This is a genomic window from Streptomyces roseoverticillatus (assembly GCF_000719265.1).
GTDB lineage: Bacteria > Actinomycetota > Actinomycetes > Streptomycetales > Streptomycetaceae > Streptomyces > Streptomyces roseoverticillatus.
The window spans coordinates 294,250-311,884 of the sequence record NZ_JOFL01000011.1 but is presented as its reverse complement, the minus strand read 5'-3'; the positions used below and the strand labels follow the sequence as shown (position 1 = coordinate 311,884).

At 71.5% G+C, this 17,635-nt stretch carries 18 protein-coding genes; 6 read left to right on the top strand and 12 right to left on the bottom strand.

From position 1 onward, the window contains the following. Positions 1-5 precede the first annotated feature (5 nt). The 5 genes from IF61_RS0115615 to lxmA form a co-directional block, all read right to left on the bottom strand. A complete protein-coding gene (locus IF61_RS0115615; protein ID WP_030366995.1) occupies positions 6-1,031 on the bottom strand; it encodes a T3SS effector HopA1 family protein in 1,026 nt (341 codons plus the stop codon). Beyond that, complete coding sequence (gene lxmK / locus IF61_RS0115610) at positions 1,028-2,206, bottom strand: class V lanthionine synthetase subunit LxmK (RefSeq protein ID WP_030366994.1); 1,179 nt, start codon at positions 2,204-2,206, stop codon at positions 1,028-1,030. Before lxmK ends, IF61_RS0115615 begins: the two co-directional genes overlap by 4 nt. Continuing rightward, positions 2,203-3,192, bottom strand: a complete 990-nt coding sequence (locus IF61_RS0115605) for a hypothetical protein (RefSeq protein WP_052392721.1) — start codon at positions 3,190-3,192, stop codon at positions 2,203-2,205. The genes lxmK and IF61_RS0115605 overlap by 4 nt, the downstream gene beginning before the upstream one ends. Continuing rightward, a complete protein-coding gene (gene lxmD, locus IF61_RS0115600; RefSeq protein ID WP_030366992.1) occupies positions 3,176-3,775 on the bottom strand; it encodes a peptide terminal cysteine decarboxylase LxmD in 600 nt (199 codons plus the stop codon). Before lxmD ends, IF61_RS0115605 begins: the two co-directional genes overlap by 17 nt. Before the next feature lie 106 nt (positions 3,776-3,881). Continuing rightward, positions 3,882-4,097 carry a lexapeptide family class V lantibiotic gene (gene lxmA / locus IF61_RS0115595; protein ID WP_030366991.1) on the bottom strand — a complete coding sequence of 72 codons (216 nt, stop codon included), beginning with the start codon at positions 4,095-4,097 and terminating at the stop codon, positions 3,882-3,884. Between the two features lie 224 nt (positions 4,098-4,321). Here lxmA and IF61_RS0115590 point away from each other — a divergent pair, with 224 nt between their 5' ends. Continuing rightward, entirely contained in the window at positions 4,322-6,085 is a 1,764-nt protein-coding gene (locus IF61_RS0115590) for an ABC transporter ATP-binding protein (protein ID WP_030366990.1), read from the top strand. A gap of 42 nt (positions 6,086-6,127) precedes the next feature. Next, positions 6,128-6,709: a hypothetical protein gene (locus tag IF61_RS0115585; RefSeq protein ID WP_245684514.1), complete on the top strand. Its 582-nt coding sequence runs from the start codon at positions 6,128-6,130 to the stop codon at positions 6,707-6,709. Positions 6,710-6,760: 51 nt separating this feature from the next. On the opposite strand, the gene IF61_RS33405 is transcribed toward IF61_RS0115585, so the two are convergent. Then, the gene (locus tag IF61_RS33405; RefSeq protein WP_342667996.1) at positions 6,761-7,024 is read right to left on the bottom strand and encodes a response regulator transcription factor; all 264 of its coding nucleotides are present in this window, start codon (positions 7,022-7,024) and stop codon (positions 6,761-6,763) included. Between the two features lie 252 nt (positions 7,025-7,276). On the opposite strand from IF61_RS33405, the gene IF61_RS0115575 reads away from it, so the two are divergent. Next, positions 7,277-8,275, top strand: a complete 999-nt coding sequence (locus IF61_RS0115575) for a helix-turn-helix transcriptional regulator (RefSeq protein WP_397945276.1) — start codon at positions 7,277-7,279, stop codon at positions 8,273-8,275. 9 nt (positions 8,276-8,284) lie between these two features. Here IF61_RS0115575 and IF61_RS0115570 read toward each other — a convergent pair whose 3' ends face one another. The 6 genes from IF61_RS0115570 to dnaK all read right to left on the bottom strand — a co-directional run bounded on the left by IF61_RS0115570 (position 8,285) and on the right by dnaK (position 13,214). Continuing rightward, the gene (locus IF61_RS0115570) at positions 8,285-8,530 is read right to left on the bottom strand and encodes a hypothetical protein (protein ID WP_157848612.1); all 246 of its coding nucleotides are present in this window, start codon (positions 8,528-8,530) and stop codon (positions 8,285-8,287) included. A 129-nt stretch (positions 8,531-8,659) separates the two neighbouring features. Further along, positions 8,660-8,854 carry a hypothetical protein gene (locus IF61_RS0115565; protein WP_030366985.1) on the bottom strand — a complete coding sequence of 65 codons (195 nt, stop codon included), beginning with the start codon at positions 8,852-8,854 and terminating at the stop codon, positions 8,660-8,662. Between the two features lie 168 nt (positions 8,855-9,022). Then, entirely contained in the window at positions 9,023-9,472 is a 450-nt protein-coding gene (locus tag IF61_RS0115560) for a heat shock protein transcriptional repressor HspR (RefSeq protein WP_030366984.1), read from the bottom strand. Positions 9,473-9,477: 5 nt separating this feature from the next. Continuing rightward, on the bottom strand, positions 9,478-10,650 hold the full coding sequence (dnaJ, locus tag IF61_RS0115555; protein ID WP_030366983.1) for a molecular chaperone DnaJ: 1,173 nt from the start codon (positions 10,648-10,650) through the stop codon (positions 9,478-9,480). A gap of 48 nt (positions 10,651-10,698) precedes the next feature. Beyond that, positions 10,699-11,367 (bottom strand): nucleotide exchange factor GrpE, encoded by a 669-nt coding sequence (gene grpE / locus IF61_RS0115550; RefSeq protein WP_030366982.1) that lies wholly within the window; start codon positions 11,365-11,367, stop codon positions 10,699-10,701. Further along, positions 11,364-13,214, bottom strand: coding sequence for a molecular chaperone DnaK (gene dnaK, locus IF61_RS0115545; RefSeq protein ID WP_030366981.1), 1,851 nt, complete (start codon positions 13,212-13,214; stop codon positions 11,364-11,366). The genes grpE and dnaK overlap by 4 nt, the downstream gene beginning before the upstream one ends. 271 nt (positions 13,215-13,485) lie before the next feature. On the opposite strand from dnaK, the gene IF61_RS0115540 reads away from it, so the two are divergent. The 3 genes from IF61_RS0115540 (at position 13,486) to IF61_RS0115530 (ending at position 17,582) form a co-directional block, all read left to right on the top strand. Continuing rightward, entirely contained in the window at positions 13,486-15,795 is a 2,310-nt protein-coding gene (locus IF61_RS0115540; protein ID WP_030366980.1) for a (Fe-S)-binding protein, read from the top strand. Positions 15,796-15,915: 120 nt separating this feature from the next. Continuing rightward, entirely contained in the window at positions 15,916-16,518 is a 603-nt protein-coding gene (locus IF61_RS0115535) for a PDDEXK family nuclease (protein ID WP_052392720.1), read from the top strand. Between the two features lie 98 nt (positions 16,519-16,616). Further along, positions 16,617-17,582 (top strand): Yip1 family protein, encoded by a 966-nt coding sequence (locus IF61_RS0115530; RefSeq protein WP_030366978.1) that lies wholly within the window; start codon positions 16,617-16,619, stop codon positions 17,580-17,582. The last annotated feature ends 53 nt before the right edge of the window (positions 17,583-17,635 follow it).

Sequence of the window (17,635 nt, the reverse complement as noted above, 5' to 3'; positions counted from 1 at the left end):
CGGGCTCAACTCCCCGAGTCGGTGCGGTCGGTGGGCGAAGTCAGGTTGCGGTCGGGCCGCCAGGGGTCGATGCCGGCCTCGCGGAAGCACCGCACGACGTGCTCCTCGCGGGCCGGCCCGGCCCCCTCCGGCGCCAGGGCGTGGTCGATCAGGGCGGTGGCGAGGGCGAAGGCGCGGTGCTGGCCGAAGCTCATGCCGTCCTGACCGGGGCGCGGGTCCTCGGGGTCCCAGGAGGCGGCGACGCCCGGTGCGAGGCGCTCGGTGAAGACGGAGGTCTCCGCGCCCTTCCCGGGGAGCGGCGCCACGGCCCGTACGACGGCTTCCTCGCCCGGTACGTGGTCGCCGTGCAGATACACCACGATGCCGTCGCGGCGCGGGAAGTCCTGCGGGTCGGAGAGGACCTTGGCGTGGTAGCGGGCCTCCGCGCGCTCCAGGGCGGCCAGGGTGGCGCCCCACAGGGTGACGGCGCTGTCCGCGTCCGCCGCGTGCACGAAGATCCGCCGTACGGGGCCGGTGGGGCGGGGCAGCGGGCGCGAACCCATGACGTAGAAGAAGCCGGGCGAGAGCGCGGGCCGGGCGGCCTCCAGGGAGAGGTCGACGGGCTCGCCGGGCTCGGGGGCTGGGGGGCCGAGCAGCCGGTCGGCGGGCACGCGGGCGGTGACCTCGGGGAGGCGGACGATCAACTGGTCGCCGTCGGGCCGCCGCAGGACCTCGATCAGCCGGCCGCGGACGGGCGTGCGGTCGTGCGGGACGGCGGCGGCCAGGCGGCGCTCCAGCTCCGGGTCGCGCAGGCTGCGCCGGGGCGGGGTGTCGGTGTCGCGCGCGGCGCCGTCGCGACCCGCGTGCAGCTCCTCGTAGAGGGCGTTGGTGAGTCGTCCGCGCAGGTCACGGGGGCTGTCGGCGGAGAGGGAGCGCCCGGCGACGGTGGCCTGGCGGCCGTCGCCGCGGACCGAGACGGTCGCGAGGGCGGCGGCGAGCCCGGGGGTGAGGCCCCGCGCCGGGACATCTGTGGGGGAGAGAGTGGCAGTCATCGGGGGCTCCCGGTGGGCTGGGCGAGACCGATCGTGGCGACGGATCCCGACGGGTTGAGGAGCAGCGTCCGGCCGATGCCCGCGGCCGCGCGGGCCACCGGGTTGAGGGTCGCGTGCAGCTCGGCCGTGGCGAGCAGCCGGTCGAACATGTGCCAGCCCGCGAAGCCGGCGGCCCGCTCGGCGAGCCCGGGGTCGGGCGTGCGCCCTTCGAGCGCGAGCTGTTCGCGGTAGCCCTGCCAGAAGGCGGTGATGCGGGGGGTGTGGCGGCGCAGGCTGGCCGCGCCCCGCTCGATGATCTCGGCGTGGTCGAGCCCGAAGCCGGCGGCGGGCCCCTCCCCCTGCCCGGCTCCCGGCGCGAAGACGGCGTACGTGGCGTGGAAGAGCCACTCGCCGGCGAAGGCGCCGACGTCGCGGGCCGGGTCGGCCAGCCGGAACTCCTCCCAGTCGCAGAGGTGGAGCTTTCCGCCGTGCCGCAGGAACTGGTCGAAGCGCAGGTCGCAGTGGACGGGCGTGTGCGGCGCGGCGCGCTCGGCGGCGCGCAGGGCGTGCAGCGCGGCGATGACCCGGTCGTCGTCCTGGACCAGCCGCCAGGCGGCGATCTGGCCCATGCTGCGCTCCTGCACGGTGCTCCAGGGGAGCGCCTCCAGCCACGGCATGGGCGGCAGCGGGGCCTCCTCCGTGTCGATGGCGGGGCCGTCCCCCGTGTGTGAAGCCGGAAGGGAGTGCAGGGCCGCTATGGCACGCCCCGCCTCGTGGCAGAGGTCGTCGTCGAAGGCGTCGTCCAGGGCGAGTTCGGAGCCGGAGCGGGCACCGGGCAGCAGTTCGTAGACGCCGACGGCGGCCGTGCGGTCCGAGCCGAGGTGCGCGGGCGTGCGCAGCGGGGAGCCGGCCGGGCGGAGGGCGGCGAGGTGCTCGAAGGCCAGGGCGCGGTCGAGCTGGGGGCTGCCGCCCTCGGCGGCGCGGGCCACGGTCTTCACGAAGACCTGCCGGCCGCCGCTCGTGCGGCCGGCCCAGTTGTCGTTGCGGCCGCCGAAGGAGGCGAGGCCCTCCTGGTCGAGCCGGCCGAGGCCGAGCCGCTCCAGCAGGGCGTTGACCTCGGGGGCGGCGTCCAGGTCGGTGGGCTGGAACCGCTGCAGCGTGGGCTGTCCGGCGGTGTCGGCAGTGGTGGTGGTCATGGCGTCGGCGTTCCTCCGGGGGCGGGGCCGGGGCCGGGACCCGGGACGGCCCGGCGGCCCTCCTCGTCGATCAGCTCGGCAGTGAAGGCGATGTAGTCGTGCAGTTCTTCGGTCCAGTCGCAGTACGCGGCGAAGTCCTGCATGTGGGTGACGACCCGCAGGACCGCGGCCCGGCCGAGGGCGTCCGCGCCGGGGCCCGGGCCGTAGCCGGCCAGCAGGACGTGGCGCGGGTCGGGGCCCTCCGGGGGCACCGGAGGGCCGTTCCGCCCTTGCGACCAGGCGAGTTCGGCGAGGTCGCCGAGCAGCCAGCCGAGGTCGAGCGCGGGGCTGCCCGCGGCGAGGTCCTCGCCGGTGAGCAGCGCGGTCCGGCCCCGGTGCAGGGGCGGTACGAGCGCTCCGAGCGAGGCGCCGCCGTGGATCAGGGACGGCACGGCCGGTGCGACCGCCTCCTCCCACCATGTACGGACCCGGTCGAGCCGGTCCGTTCCCCACCCGGCGAGGGCCGCCTCGCGCAGGCGCGCCGCGCCGGGGAGAAGCCCGTCCCTGCCGTCCGCCCACGCGCGCATCCGCCGCAGCGCGGCGGGCGGGCCCGCGGGGAGGCCGGGCGGCACGGGCGTGCCGTGCAGGGCGCGCAGGGCGCACCCCGCCGCGGCGAGGGCGTGGGCGGCCAGCCGCCGGGCCCCCGGGCGGGGGTCGGCGAGCCAGGTGACCACGGAGACGGCGCCCGGCGCGCGGTGGAGCAGGCCGCCGCCCGCGGGGACGGGGGTGGCGAGCAGCGCCGCTCCGGGCACGCCGGACAGATCGGGGACGGCCGCGGCGGCGGGCGCGGCGAGCGGGCCGGGGTGCAGCGCGCCGGGCCGGTGCCACCACAGGAAGCCGTCGGAGCCACCGGTGGTGCCGCGTGCGGAACGGTGCACGCGGGTGTGCTGCAGGCCGGTGACGTGCTCGGCGACGAGGTCGCCCGCGTCGTCAGGAAGCGTCACCACGGTGCTCCGACTCCTTCTTGTACGTGGCGCACAGCCGGAACAGCTCCGGCATGGGCGCCGCGCCGCCGTCGTCCCGCTCGCCCGTGGAGGCGCTCTCCGCGGGCACGGTCGGGGCGACGACGACGCCGGGGCGGGCGCGCAGCGCCGCCAAGTGGCCTTGGATCACCGGGCTGTGCTGAGCGGCCGGCGGGAGCGCGGGGGCGACTCCCACCACGGCCCGGGTGGTCTGGAGGGCGAGCAGCACGGGCGTGTCGGCGAGGCCGAGCGCGTACCGGCTCAGGAAGTGCACCGTGGCGGGGTGCACGAGGACGAGGTCGGCCCAGGCGGCGAGTTCGACGTGCGGTGCCGTGCCGGGCGGGGCGCTGTCCCAGTCGTCGGTGAAGACGTCGTGGCGGGAGCGGGAGAGCGCGGCGACGGCGTCGGGCGAGACGAAGCGGCGGGCGGAACGGGTCAGCGCGACGCGTTTCTCCACTGCCGGAAAGGAATCCTGCAGCCAGTTGATCCAGAACGGCAGGAAGGACACGCTGAGCGCTCCCGTGCCCACCACGAGCACGCGCCGGAATCCGGCGTCGGGGATTTCCATGACAGGTGCTTCCTTCTGCTTCCTTCTCACCGGGGTCGTACGGTGGCCGGGGGCCGGCCGGCGCGGTGTGCGGGCGACCGGCCGACCCCCGTGGCTCACAAATTGATCAGCACTTGCTCTCGATCGTGCGGGCGGTGAAGGAACCGATCGCCATGGCGCACTGCTGCGAGGAGCGGGCGGTGATGAGGGTGGCGCGGATCGCCCACGGGATGGTGGGGCTGAAGGCCGGGGCGGCGTCCTTGCCGTCGTACAGGCCCAGCTCCTCGGCGGAGGTGTAGGCGGTGTAGCCGTCGAACAGGTCCTTCTCGGTGACGTTCTGCATGATGAATGTCTCCATATTCTCAATTCGGTTTCCAGCAGGGGCGGTTGGCGCCTCCGGCCGGTGTCCGCTGCGGACAGGTAGATATTCACCCGGAGCCCGGAAGCCCCGCTATTGCCACAACCGTCATTGCCGCACGGGGCATTGCCGGAGCGGGTATTGCCGCACCCGGCAATGCCGCAACCGCCAATTTCGCGCGCCCGCGTAAGCGAGCTAGAACTACGAGGGTGAAATCACCTGACCCGGACACGCACGACACCGCCCCCGCCCCGCGGCCGCCGCTGCGGGCCCTGCTCGCGTACGCGCGGCCGCACCGCCGCGTCCTCGCGCTGGTGCTGCTGCTGACACTGGGGGGCAGCGCCGCCGGACTCGCCCAGCCCATGGTCATCGAGTCGGCGATGACGGCGCTCATGACCGGCGGCACCCTGCGCGACACCCTGCTCCTGCTGCTGGGTCTGCTCGCCGTCTCGATCGGGTTCACCTGGGCGCAGTCCTGGCTGAGCGAGCGGACCGCGGAGCGAGTGGTCCTGCAGGTGCGGCGCGGCCTGATCACCCGTCTGATCCGGCTGCGCACCGCCGAGCTGGACCGCGTCGAGCCCGGCGGCCTGACGACCCGCGTCACCTCCGACAGCACGCTCGTGCAGCACGCCGCCACCAACGGCGTGATCCAGCTCGTGGACGGCGCGGTCCACCTGCTCGCCACGATCGTGCTGATGGGCATCACCAGCCTGCCGCTGCTCGGCATCACCTCGGGCGTGCTGGTCCTCGCCGGCATCGCCGTGGGCATCGTCATGCCGCGCATCCGCCGCGTCACCACCCGCTCGCAGGAGTCGGTCGGCGACATCGGCGCCGCCCTCGACCGCGCGCTCGGCGCCGCCCGCACCGTCAAGGCCAACGGCGGTGAGGCGACGGAGACCGCGCGGGCCGTGGCCGCCGCCGAGGACGCCTACCGCGCCGGGCTGACCGGCGCCCGCTACCAGGCCGCCATCGCCGTGATCACCGGCATGGTCGTGCAGGCTTCCTTCCTGGCCGTGATCGGCTTCGGCGGCGCCCTTGTCGCCACCGGCACGCTCAACCTGGCGGCCCTGATCGCCTTCCTGCTCTACCTGTTCAACCTCGGCGGGCCGATCCTCTCCCTCGTCGGCGGCACCACCTCGCTGCAGCAGGGCCTCGGCGCCCTGGCCCGCATCGAGGAGATCGACCGCATGGAGACCGAGGACGACGTCGACACCGTGCCGCCGCGGCCCACCGGCCCGCCGCCCCGCGTCGTCCTCGACGGGGTCACCTTCTCCTACGCCGACCGGACCCCGGTCCTGGAGGGCGCCTCCTTCACCGCGCCGGCCGGCAAGGTCACCGCCGTCATAGGCCCCTCGGGCACCGGCAAGACCACCGTCTTCTCCCTCCTCCAGCGCTTCTACGACGTCGACGGCGGCCGCATCCTCCTCGGCGACACCGACATCACGACTCTCAGCCGCGCCGAGGTGCGCCGCCGCATCGCCTACGTCGAGCAGGACTCCCCCATGCTCGCCGGCACGATCCGCGAGAACCTGCTGTACGCGGCGCCCGACGCCACGGACGAGGAGATCGCGGACGTCCTGCGGCAGACCCTGCTCGACACCTACGTCGAGGGCCTGCCCGACGGCCTGGACACGGGCGTCGGCGCCCGCGGCCTCGCCCTCTCCGGCGGGCAGCGGCAGCGGCTGGCCATCGCCCGTGCCCTGCTGCGGCGCCCGCAGGTGCTGCTGCTCGACGAGGTCACCGCACACCTCGACGGCCTCAGCGAGACCGCGCTGCGCCGGACCGTCGAGCGGGCGGCCGAACACTGCACGGTCCTGCTCATCGCGCACCGGCTCTCGACGGTGACCTCGGCGGACCGGCTCATCCTTTTGGAAGGCGGACGCGTCCGTGACCACGGGAAGCACGAGGAACTCCTGGACCGGGACGAGCTGTACCGGGACCTGGCGGCGACGCAGCTCGCCGTCTCACACTGATCGTCAGACCGTCAGTACTGACCACACTGAAGGAAGCTCCGCATGACGCACGTGACCGACAGCCGGGCCGAGACCGTCTCTCCGGACAAAGACACCGACGACCTCGACGAGGAAGTCCCCACCGGCCCCGTACAGGACGACCGCTTCGGCGACATCACCGTCCTCCTCAACGACGAGGAGGGCTGGGTCGAGGTGCTCGGCGACGCGATACCCCCGGCCACCGTGGACCGCGCCCCCGAGGCCGGGACCGAGAACCACGTCCCCATCGGCACCCGCGACGGCGACCACCTGACCATGACGGTGGACGGCGAGCCCGTCGCCCTCGTGCCCGGCAAGGGCAAGCTGTCGCGCCGCTCGTACGCCGTGGACGTCACCCGCGACGGCGTCGTCTACCGCCTCGTACCGGACTCCATCGCCGGCAGCCGGCTGCTGAAGGACGGGCAGCACCTCGGGGACTTCTCCTCCGACGGCGACGGCCGGGTCCTCGCCGAGTGGAAGGAGGGGGCGGAGGTCTCCCCCGCGGACGCCTCCGTCGGCTACGCGCTCGCCGCGGCGTTCGGCACCGGCGGGCAGCCGATGTGGATGATGGCGATCGAGGCCGCCGCCGAACTGCTCCCGGGATGAGCGAAGGCCCCGCCGGAGAGCTCCGACGGGGCCAGACGTGCGGTGGACGCGTTACGCGGCGGCGTGGCCGCCCGGCGCGGACGCCCTGATGGCGTCCGCGTAGACGTGCGACACGATCGCCGCCTCGAACCGCGACCGCAGGTCGAGCTTGCGCACGATGTTCGCGGTGTGGGCCCGTACGGTGCGCTCCGCGATGCCCAGCCGCCGCGCGAGCCGCCTGTTCTGCTCCCCCGAGGCCAGCAGGAGCAGGACCTCCACCTCACGCTCGGTGAGCGTGGTGAAGTCGTGCCGTGCCTCGGCCGTCGTTGTCATCATCCGGATTCCCCTCGTAGGTCTCAGCCTTTCCGGTACGCCCAGAGTGCCAAGGCGGCGCGGGCCAGGGTCCGTTCTCCGGAGGCAGGTTCCTGCAACCGGTGTTACAGCTTGCTGCGTCATCCCGGACGGAACGCCGTGGCCAGCCCCTTTACCTCTGCATTACGCTTTGGGCGATGTACCGGCGGTTACGCAGGGCGCGCTCGTCACTGACCAGTCGAGCCGAGCCGCCGGCCAGTCGCACACGGGGGAGCCATGAGCAAGTCAGGCATGGGTATGGGCCTTTTGGGGCTCAGCACGGCAGAAGAGGACATATACCGGCACTTCCTGCGCAATCCCAGCACATCCGCCGACGACATCCACCTGAGGATCCACAGCGCGAAGGACACCGTCCACGCCGCCCTGGACCGGCTGCACGGGCTCGGCCTGCTGCGCCGCACCGACGCCGGAGACATCACCCCGGCCGATCCGGAGACCGCCGTCGACCGCCTCACCGACCTGCGGCTCCGCGAACTCCACCACGAACTGCAGCAGGTCACCCAGTCCCGCCGGCTGATCGCCGAACTGCGGGCCGAACAAGGGCCGCGCGCCCCCGTCCCCAAGGGCGTGGAGCGCATGGAGGACCTGGCCCAGATCCGGGACCGCATCGACGACCTGGCCTTCTTCGCCCGCGAGGAGATCCTCTCCGTCGAGCCGTACACGGCCCTCACGCAGGAGAACATCGACCACGCCCGGCCGCTGGACGCCCGCTGCCTGCGCCGCGGCGTGACGATCCGCAACGTCGTCCTCAAGGAGGCGCTCGGCCACCCGCCCACCGTCGCCTACCTGCGTGAACTCACCGCCCAGGGCGCCCGGATCCGCGTCGCCCCCGACATATCCGAGCGGATCCTCGTCTACGACCGGCACACCGCGCTGGTGCCCGCCGACCCCGACGACACCTCGCGCGGCGCCCTGGTCGCCCGGGAGACCGGCCTGGTGGCCAACATCCTGGCCCTCTTCGAGAAGATCTGGGACCAGGCCACCGACCTCACCGCGCTGATCGAGGAACCGGCCGAGGGCGCGGCCGGGCTCTCCGCCGTGGAACAGCGTGTCCTGGAATCGATGTGCCGCGTCGGCAAGGACGAGATCGGCGCCCGTGACCTGGGCATCTCGGTGCGCACCTACCGCCGCCACGTCGCCGATCTGCTGCGCGTCCTGAACGCGTCCAGCCGTGCGCACGCCGCGCTGCTGGCGCGGGAGCGCGGCTGGATCTAGCGGCAGGCCCTAACGGCCGCCCTGCCGCCATCCGCGCAGCCCGCCGCCGTCCACGAGCACTCCGGCCAGCCATGCGTGGACGGCGGCGGGACCGGCGGGTCCGATCCGGAGCAGGATCCGGTCCCCCTCCAGCCGCCAGGTGGCCTCCCAGCCGCCGGGCAGCGCCGACACCAACCTGATCACGGCCGTCTCGGGGGGCGCGGCGGTGGGCGCGGCGCGCTCCACCACCGCTTCCGTGAATGCTGTCCTCGCCACGCCTTCTCCTCCGGTCCTTCGGGTACACGAGTACGGGTACTTCGCGTACGAGCACTTCGCGTACGGGTGCATACGGCGAAGCCCCGGCCTGCCACATCGCAGACCGGGGCTCCAGAGCCGACGTCGTTGTCACTGCCACCCGTTGACACGATGACAGACGGGCAGCCGGTCGACGAGCTTGACCGGGAGGGCGCACAGGCCGTGCGCGGCGTGCGGGCCGTGCGCGGCGGGTGCGGCCACCGCCGTGCCCGGCAGCGCGAAGACCGCCAGGGACACTCCCGGAACGAGCACTGCGGCGGCCTTCTTGGCGAACTTCCCGGTCATCACGTTTCCCCCAACGTCGTGGTTCCGTGGGGAAAACTCTGCCAGCGGGGCCGGGCCGCTCCGTGGGGAAGGTGTGTCAGGTTGCTGCAGCCGGCACACAGCTTCATGCCAGTTCATGCCGGCGGGGCTGGGCGGGCATGCGCTCGCCCGGCCCCGCCGGATCAGCTTTTACTGGTCGCGGCGCGGACGCCACACCACCAGCGCGCTCGTCTGCTGGACGTCCTGGTACGGGACCAGGTCGCGGCGGTACGAGGCGTGGACCGCGGCCTCCGCCTGCTGCCGGGCCGCGGCGGCGCCCTCGACGGCGCCCTGCAGTTCGGCGACGCGCGCCTTGAGCGCGGCCACCTGGTTCTCCAGCTCGATGATGCGCTTGATGCCGGCGAGGTTGATGCCCTCGTCCTGGCTGAGCTGCTGCACCTGCCGGAGCTGTTCGATGTCCCGCGCGGAGTAGCGCCGGCCGCGCCCGGCGGCGCGGTCGGGCGAGACCAGGCCGAGCCGGTCGTACTGCCGGAGGGTCTGCGGGTGCAGTCCCGACAGCTGCGCGGCGACCGAGATGACGTAGACCGGCGATTCGTCGGTCAGCTCGTACGGATTGCGCCGTCGGCCGGTCCCATCCATGCGGGTCACGCTCCCTTCGCGGCCTGGAAGAGCTCTGCCCGCGGGTCGTGGTCCGCGGTGGCCTCACGGAAGGTCTGCAGGGCTTCCCGGGCCTTGTCGCCGAGATCCTTTGGCACGGTCACCTCCACCGTGACGAGCAGGTCGCCGCGGGTGCCGTCCTTGCGCACCGCGCCCTTGCCGCGGGCGCGCATCGTGCGGCCGTTGGGCGTGCCGGGCGGCAGCTTGAGGGTGACCGGGGGGCCGCCGAGGGTCGGCACCTTGATCTCGCCGCCGAGGACCGCCTCCGGGTAGGTGACGGGCACGGTGACGGTGAGGTTGTCGTCCTTGCGGCCGAAGACCGGGTGGGCGCCGACGTGCACGACGACGTAGAGGTCGCCGTTGGGCCCGCCGCGCTCGCCCGGGGCGCCCTTGCCGCGCAGCCGGATCCGCTGGCCGTCGGAGACGCCGGCGGGGATGCGGACCTGCATCGTCCGGGAGGACTTGGCGCGGCCGCTGCCGTGGCAGACGTCGCAGGGGTTCTCCGGGATGAGGCCGCGGCCCTTGCAGTCGGGGCAGGGGTCGGTCATGGAGAATCCGCCGCCGGAGCCGTGCGACACCTGGCCGGTGCCGACACAGGTGGGGCAGACGCGAGGCGTACCGTTTTTGTCGCCGGTGCCGGAGCAGGCCTTGCAGGCCGCGGAGGAGGACATCCGCAGGGGCACGGTGGCCCCGTCGACCGCCTCGGTGAAGCTCAGGGACACCTCGGACTCGATGTCCTGGCCACGGCGCGGCTGGGTCCGCGTGCCGCCACCGCGGTTGAACAGGCCGCCGAAGACATCGCCGAGGCCGCCGCCGAAGCTGCCGGCGCCGCCCCCGCCCTGGGCGCCCCCGAAGAGGTCGCCCAGGTCGAAGTTGAAGGAGCCGCCGCCCGCGCCGCCCGGCCCGGGGCGGAAGCCGCCGTTGCCGAAGAGGGCGCGGGCGTCGTCGTACTCCTTGCGCCGCTTGGGATCGGCCAGGACGTCGTTCGCCTCGGAGATCTCCTTGAAGCGCTCCTCGGCCTTGGCGTCGCCCTTGTTGGCGTCCGGGTGGTACTCGCGGGCGAGCTTCCGGTACGCCTTCTTGATCTCCGCCTCGGTGGCGTCCTTGGGGACACCGAGGACCTTGTAGTAGTCCTTCTCCAGGAAGTCCTTCGTGCTCATCCCCGGCGTCCCTCCTTCCGTTCCCTGCGGTGATTCATCGGGTCAGCGTCAGCCCTTGTCCGGGCCACCGCTCTCCTCTTCGGAGCCGGAACCGGCCTCCTCGCCCTCGCCCTTGGCGCCCTGGGCGCCCGGCTGGGGCTCGGCGACGGCGACCCGCGCGGGGCGGATCGTCCGCTCGCCGATCCGGTACCCCGGCTGCAGGATCTGCACGCACGTGGTCTCGGTGACGTCGGGCGCGTAAGAATGCATCAGCGCCTCGTGCACCAGCGGGTCGAAGGGCTCGCCCTCCTTGCCGAACTGCTGCAGCCCCATCTTGGCGACGATCGTCTCCAGCGACTCGGCGACGGACTTGAAGCCGCCGACGAGCTCGCCGTGATCACGGGCGCGGCCGATGTCGTCGAGCGTGGGCAGGAGCTCGGACAGGAGGTTCGCGACGGCGACCTCCTTGACCGTGACCCGGTCCCGCTCGACCCGGCGGCGGTAGTTCTGGTACTCCGCCTGAAGGCGCTGGAGGTCCGCGGTGCGCTCGTTGAGCGCGGCCTGGGCCTGGTCCAGCTGGGCCTTCAGACCCACCTCCACCAGCTCCTCGCCGGAGGGGGCAGAGCCCGGGGCCGCCTTGTCGGCAGCCCCGGCGCCCTGCGCCGCTTCCTCGGAACCGGCGGCGTCGGAGGGGCCTTCAGGCTTCTTGTCGTCAAAGCCCGGGGTCTCCTCCGTCACGCCGCACCACCCTTGGGCTTGTCCTCGTCGACGATCTCGGCGTCGACGACGTCGTCGTCACCCTTGGTCGGACCACCGGTCGCGCCGGCGGCACCGGCAGCGCCCTGGGCGCCCTGGGCGTCGGCGTACATGGCCTGGCCGAGCTTCTGGCTGACCGCGGCGACCTTCTCGGTCGCGGTGCGGATCTCGGCCGTGTCCTCGCCCTTGAGCTTCTCCTTGAGCTCGGTGACGGCGGTCTCGACCTCGGTCTTCACCTCGGCCGGAACCTTGTCCTCGTTGTCCTTGAGGAACTTCTCCGTCTGGTAGACGAGCTGCTCGGCCTGGTTGCGGGTCTCGGCGGCCTCGCGGCGCTTGTGGTCCTCCTCCGCGTACTTCTCGGCCTCCTCGCGCATGCGGTCGACCTCGTCCTTCGGCAGCGAGGAGCCGCCGGTGACGGTCATCTTCTGCTCCTTGCCCGTGCCGAGGTCCTTCGCGGCGACGTGCATGATGCCGTTCGCGTCGATGTCGAAGGTGACCTCGATCTGCGGGACGCCCCGCGGGGCCGGCGGCAGACCGGTCAGCTCGAACATGCCGAGCTTCTTGTTGTACGCGGCGATCTCGCGCTCGCCCTGGTAGACCTGGATCTGCACGGACGGCTGGTTGTCCTCGGCCGTCGTGAAGATCTCGGAGCGCTTGGTCGGGATCGTGGTGTTGCGCTCGATCAGCTTGGTCATGATGCCGCCCTTGGTCTCGATGCCGAGGGACAGCGGGGTGACGTCGAGCAGCAGGACGTCCTTGACCTCGCCCTTGAGGACACCGGCCTGGAGCGAGGCGCCGATGGCGACGACCTCGTCCGGGTTGACGCCCTTGTTGGCCTCGCGGCCGCCGGTCAGCTCCTTGACGAGCTCGGCGACGGCGGGCATACGGGTGGAGCCGCCGACCAGGACCACGTGGTCGATCTCGGAGAGGGCGATGCCCGCGTCCTTGATGACGTTGTGGAACGGGGTCTTGCAGCGCTCCAGCAGGTCCGCGGTGAGCTGCTGGAACTGGGCGCGCGTGAGCTTCTCGTCCAGGTGCAGCGGGCCCTCGGCGGAGGCCGTGATGTAGGGCAGGTTGATCGTGGTCTCGGTGGACGAGGACAGCTCGATCTTCGCCTTCTCCGCGGCCTCGCGGAGGCGCTGGAGAGCCATCTTGTCCTTGGACAGGTCCACGCCGTGACCGTTGGCGAACTGCTTGACCAGGTAGTCGACGACGCGCTGGTCCCAGTCGTCACCACCGAGGTGGTTGTCACCGTTGGTGGCCTTGACCTCGACCACGCCGTCGCCGATCTCGAGGAGCGAGACGTCGAAGGTGCCGCCACCGAGGTCGAAGACCAGAATGGTCTGGTCGTCCTTGTCGAGACCGTAGGCCAGGGCGGCCGCGGTGGGCTCGTTGACGATGCGCAGGACGTTCAGACCCGCGATCTCACCGGCCTCCTTGGTGGCCTGGCGCTCGGAGTCGTTGAAGTACGCCGGGACGGTGATGACCGCGTCCGTGACCTTCTCGCCCAGGTAGGCCTCGGCGTCCCGCTTCAGCTTCTGCAGGATGAAGGCGCTCATCTGCTGCGGGTTGAAGTCCTTGCCGTCCAGGTTGATCTTCCAGTCAGTGCCCATGTGGCGCTTGACGGAACGGATCGTCCGGTCGACGTTGGTGACGGCCTGACGCTTGGCGACCTCGCCGACGAGCACCTCGCCGTTCTTCGCGAAGGCGACGACGGACGGCGTGGTCCTGGCGCCCTCGGCGTTGGTGATGACGGTGGGCTCACCGCCCTCGAGAACACTGACGACGGAGTTCGTCGTACCCAGGTCGATGCCGACCGCACGTGCCATGTCTATTCCTCCAGCTGACTTGAGTGGAACAGACTCAAGGGTGCATTGCGGATCGGAATCTGTCAACGGAGCTGAGTCGAGGGGGCTCAAGTCTTATGCTGGCCTTATGCGCAGCCAGAGAGTTCGGGGCAGTCCGGGTGAGGGTTCCCTGAGCGACACAGATCACCGGCGGTGCGCCTATATCGCGCGCGCGGGAGTGAGTAGTCTCGTACGGACTGGATAAGTTACCCGTTAGTAGTAGTTCGCTCTCGCAGGCCCGAGGAGCCCACCCATGCAACTCGCCGCGATCATCGTGTCGCTGGTACTAATCGCGGTCGGCGTCGCGCTGTTCGGCCGTGCCATTCTGCAGATCTACCGCTTCATGCGGCTGGGTCAGCCCGTACCAGCCGGCACCCGCACCGACGATCCCGCACAGCGCACCGTCACGGTGGCCAAGGAATTCCTCGGCCACACCCGGATGAACCGCTGGGGCATCGTCGGCGTCGCGCACTGGTTCGTGGCGGTGGGCTTCTTCTCGCTGCTGCTGACGATCGTCAACGCCATCGGCCAGCTCTTCAAGGCCGACTGGCTCCTGCCGATCATCGGCGACTGGACCCCGTACAACGTCTTCGTCGAGTTCCTCGGCACGATGACCGCGCTCGGCATCCTGACGCTCATCGTCATCCGGCAGCTGAACCGGCCGGGCGGCGCGGGCCGCAAGTCCCGCTTCGCCGGCTCCAACACCGGCCAGGCGTACTTCGTCGAGGCCGTCATCCTCATCGTCGGCGTCTGCATCTTCATGCTGCACGCCCTTGAGGGCGCCCAGCACCACGTGGACGGATACGAGGCCTCGTTCTTCGTCTCGTACCCGGTCGTCTCGTGGCTGGAGGGGATGGACGTCTCGACGCTCCAGAACCTCACCTACTTCTTCGCCGGCCTGAAGATCGCGACCTCCTTCATCTGGATGATCACGGTCGCCCTGAAGACCGACATGGGCGTGGCCTGGCACCGCTTCCTCGCCTTCCCGAACATCTGGTTCAAGCGCGAGGCGTCCGGCGACGTGGCGCTCGGCGCGCTGCTGCCCATGACGAGCGGCGGCAAGCCGATCGACTTCGAGGACCCGGGCGAGGACGACACGTTCGGCGTCTCGAAGATCGAGGAGTTCTCCTGGAAGGGCCTGCTCGACTTCTCCACCTGCACCGAGTGCGGCCGCTGCCAGTCGCAGTGCCCCGCCTGGAACACCGGCAAGCCCCTCTCCCCCAAGCTCCTGATCATGGCGCTGCGCGACCACGCGCACGCCAAGGCGCCGTACCTGCTCGCGGGCGGCGGCAAGGATGCCGAGGGTGCGGAGAAGGCTTCGGCCGAGCAGCTCGCCGATGTCCCCGCCGCGGCCCTGGCCGAGGCCGAGCGCCCGCTGATCGGCACGCTGGAGGAGAACGGCGTCATCGACCCGGACGTGCTGTGGTCCTGCACCACGTGCGGCGCGTGCGTCGAGCAGTGCCCGGTCGACATCGAGCACGTCGACCACATCGTCGACATGCGCCGCTACCAGGTGATGATCGAGAGCTCCTTCCCGTCCGAGGCGGGCACGATGCTCAAGAACCTGGAGAAGAAGGGCAACCCCTGGGGCCTGGCCAAGAAGCAGCGCCTGCAGTGGACCAAGGAGGTCGACTTCGAGGTCCCGGTCGTCGGCAAGGACATCGAGGACCTCACCGAGGTCGACTACCTCTACTGGGTCGGCTGCGCCGGCGCTCTGGAGGACCGCGCCAAGAAGACCACCAAGGCCTTCGCGGAGCTGCTGCACATGGCGGGCGTGAAGTTCGCGATCATGGGCGGCGACGAGAACTGCACCGGTGACTCGGCCCGCCGCCTGGGCAACGAGTTCCTGTTCCAGCAGCTCGGCCAGCAGAACGTCGAAATGCTGAACATGGCCTTCGGCGAGGATGCGGAGGAGGGCGTCAAGGTCGAAAAGGCGAAGAAGAAGATCGTCGCGACCTGCCCGCACTGCTTCAACACCATCGCGAACGAGTACCCGCAGCTCGGCGGCGAGTACGAGGTCATCCACCACACGCAGCTGCTGCAGCACCTCATCGACGAGGGCAAGCTCATCCCCGTCACCCCGGTCGAGGGCCTCATCACGTACCACGACCCCTGCTACCTGGGCCGCCACAACAAGGTCTATACGCCGCCGCGCGAGATCATCGCGAAGGTGCCGGGCCTGCGCAACGAGGAGATGCACCGCCACAAGGAGCGGGGCTTCTGCTGCGGTGCGGGTGGCGCGCGCATGTGGATGGAGGAGCGGATCGGCAAGCGCATCAACAACGAGCGCGTCGACGAGGCGCTGTCCCTCAACCCGGACATCGTCTCGACCGCCTGCCCCTTCTGCCTCGTCATGCTGACCGACTCGGTCAACGGCAAGAAGAACGACGGCAAGGCCAAGGAGTCCATCCAGGTCGTCGACGTCGCCCAGCTGTTGCTGGAGTCGGTGAAGACCCCGGAGGTGCCGGAGGACGGCGGCGAGGACAACGGCGAAGGCGGCGACGGCGAGCCGGCGGACGCCCCGAAGCCGGACCCGAAGCCGGCTCCGGAGCCGGTGAAGTAGCCGTTTCGTACGAGCACCACGGCCGGGCCCCGCGACTGTTCGCGGGGCCCGGCCGTTGTCGTAGGTGCGTGGGACGCTGAGCACGAAGGTGCCCGCGAGCTGCACAACAGGAGCCTCGTCATGGAGTACGCCCGTGTCCTGGCCATCGCCGAGGAACTGCACCGGCACGCGCCGGATGCCGCCAAGCGCTTCGAGATCAGCGGCAACAGCATCATCATGACGGTGTCGATTCCCAGACGCTGCGGCTACACCGCCTTCATGCTGAGACGCCAGCTGGACCGACAGCTCAGCGAGGGCTGGGTGGCCCACAACTGGGGCGGGGTGGAAGACGTCGCGCTCGGCATCCTGCGCCGCCCGGCCGTCATCGTGCTCCCCGAAGCGGCCATGGGCGGTCCCGGAGGGATCGACCCGAGAGACCTCGCGCTGGCCGCCGACATCGTCCCTCCCCTGGGGCAGGTCCACGACAGGCAGAAGATGTACGACTCCGCGGCCATGGGCATTCCGTTGTACGTCCTGGTCAATCCACGCAACGGGACCACGGCTGTCATGTCCGGTCCCCGAGGCACCGACAGCGAAGGACAGCGCTGTTACCTCACTCGTCATGACTACGTCTTCGGCGACAAGGTCTCCGTAGGCCCCTGGACCGTCGACACCTCCGAGTTCCGTACGCACCCCCCTCCTGACGCGGCCTCGCCGAACCCCAACCCCCGATATTTCCCTTAGGGGATGTCACAGCTCGGCCGCAATGGCGGGCCCGTTCTCACCGCGCCGACTCGGCATCGTCACGGAGCGGGTACGTTCGAACCGTGGCTGGATTCAGGATGGGACGCGGACAGGGCTCGAACGACCCCGGGCCCGCGCAGCAAGGACAGCGCCCGAGGCCGTACCAGGCCCCGTACGGCGGCCAGGGCGGGCAGGGCGGCCAAGGGGCCCACGGCGGTCAGTGGCAGCAGCAGGCGCCGCCGCCGTACGGCGAGCCGGAGTACTTCGGCCCGGGCGGGCAGCCGCAGCAGGGGCACGGCCGGCAGCAGCCGTACGGGCAGGGCGGCGGCCAGGACCCCTACTACGGCCACGGCCAGCCCGGGCAGGGACAGCCCGGCGGCGGTCACCCCGGCCAGACCCAGCAGTTCAGCCTCGGCGAGGCCCCGGACGCGTACGGCGGCGATCCGTACGGCCAGGGCGCCCCGTACGGCCGGGACGACTACGGCCAGGATCCGTACAACAACGCCCCCGCGCCGCCCCCGGGCCCGCGCCTGCCGTGGAAGCAGTTGCTGACGGGCATAGTGATGCGCCCCTCCGCGACCTTCTGGCAGATGCGTGACCACGCCGTGTGGGCACCGGCGCTGATCGTCACGTTCGTCTACGGCCTGCTCGCCGTCTTCGGCTTCGACAAGGCCCGCGAGGACGTGCTGAACGCCTCGCTCGCCAACAGCTTCCCGTCGGTGCTGATCACCGGCGTGGTCATGATCCTCGCCGGGCTCCTCCTGGGCGCGGTCACCCACACGCTCGCCCGGCAGCTCGGCGGCGACGGCCTGTGGCAGCCGACGATCGGCCTGTCGATGCTGATCATGTCGATCACGGACGCGCCCCGGCTGCTCTTCGCCATGTTCCTCGGCGGCGACAACCTGCTGGTGCAGGTGCTGGGCTGGGCGACCTGGCTCGTGGCGGGCTATCTGTTCACGTCCATGGTCAGCAAGTCGCACGACATCCCGTGGCCGAGGGCGCTGGGCGCCTCCGCCATCCAGCTGATCGCCCTGCTGTCGATCATCAAGCTGGGCACGCTCTAGCGGTGTGCACGCAAGAGGGCCCCGCTGCGGTGAACGCGGCGGGGCCCTCTTGC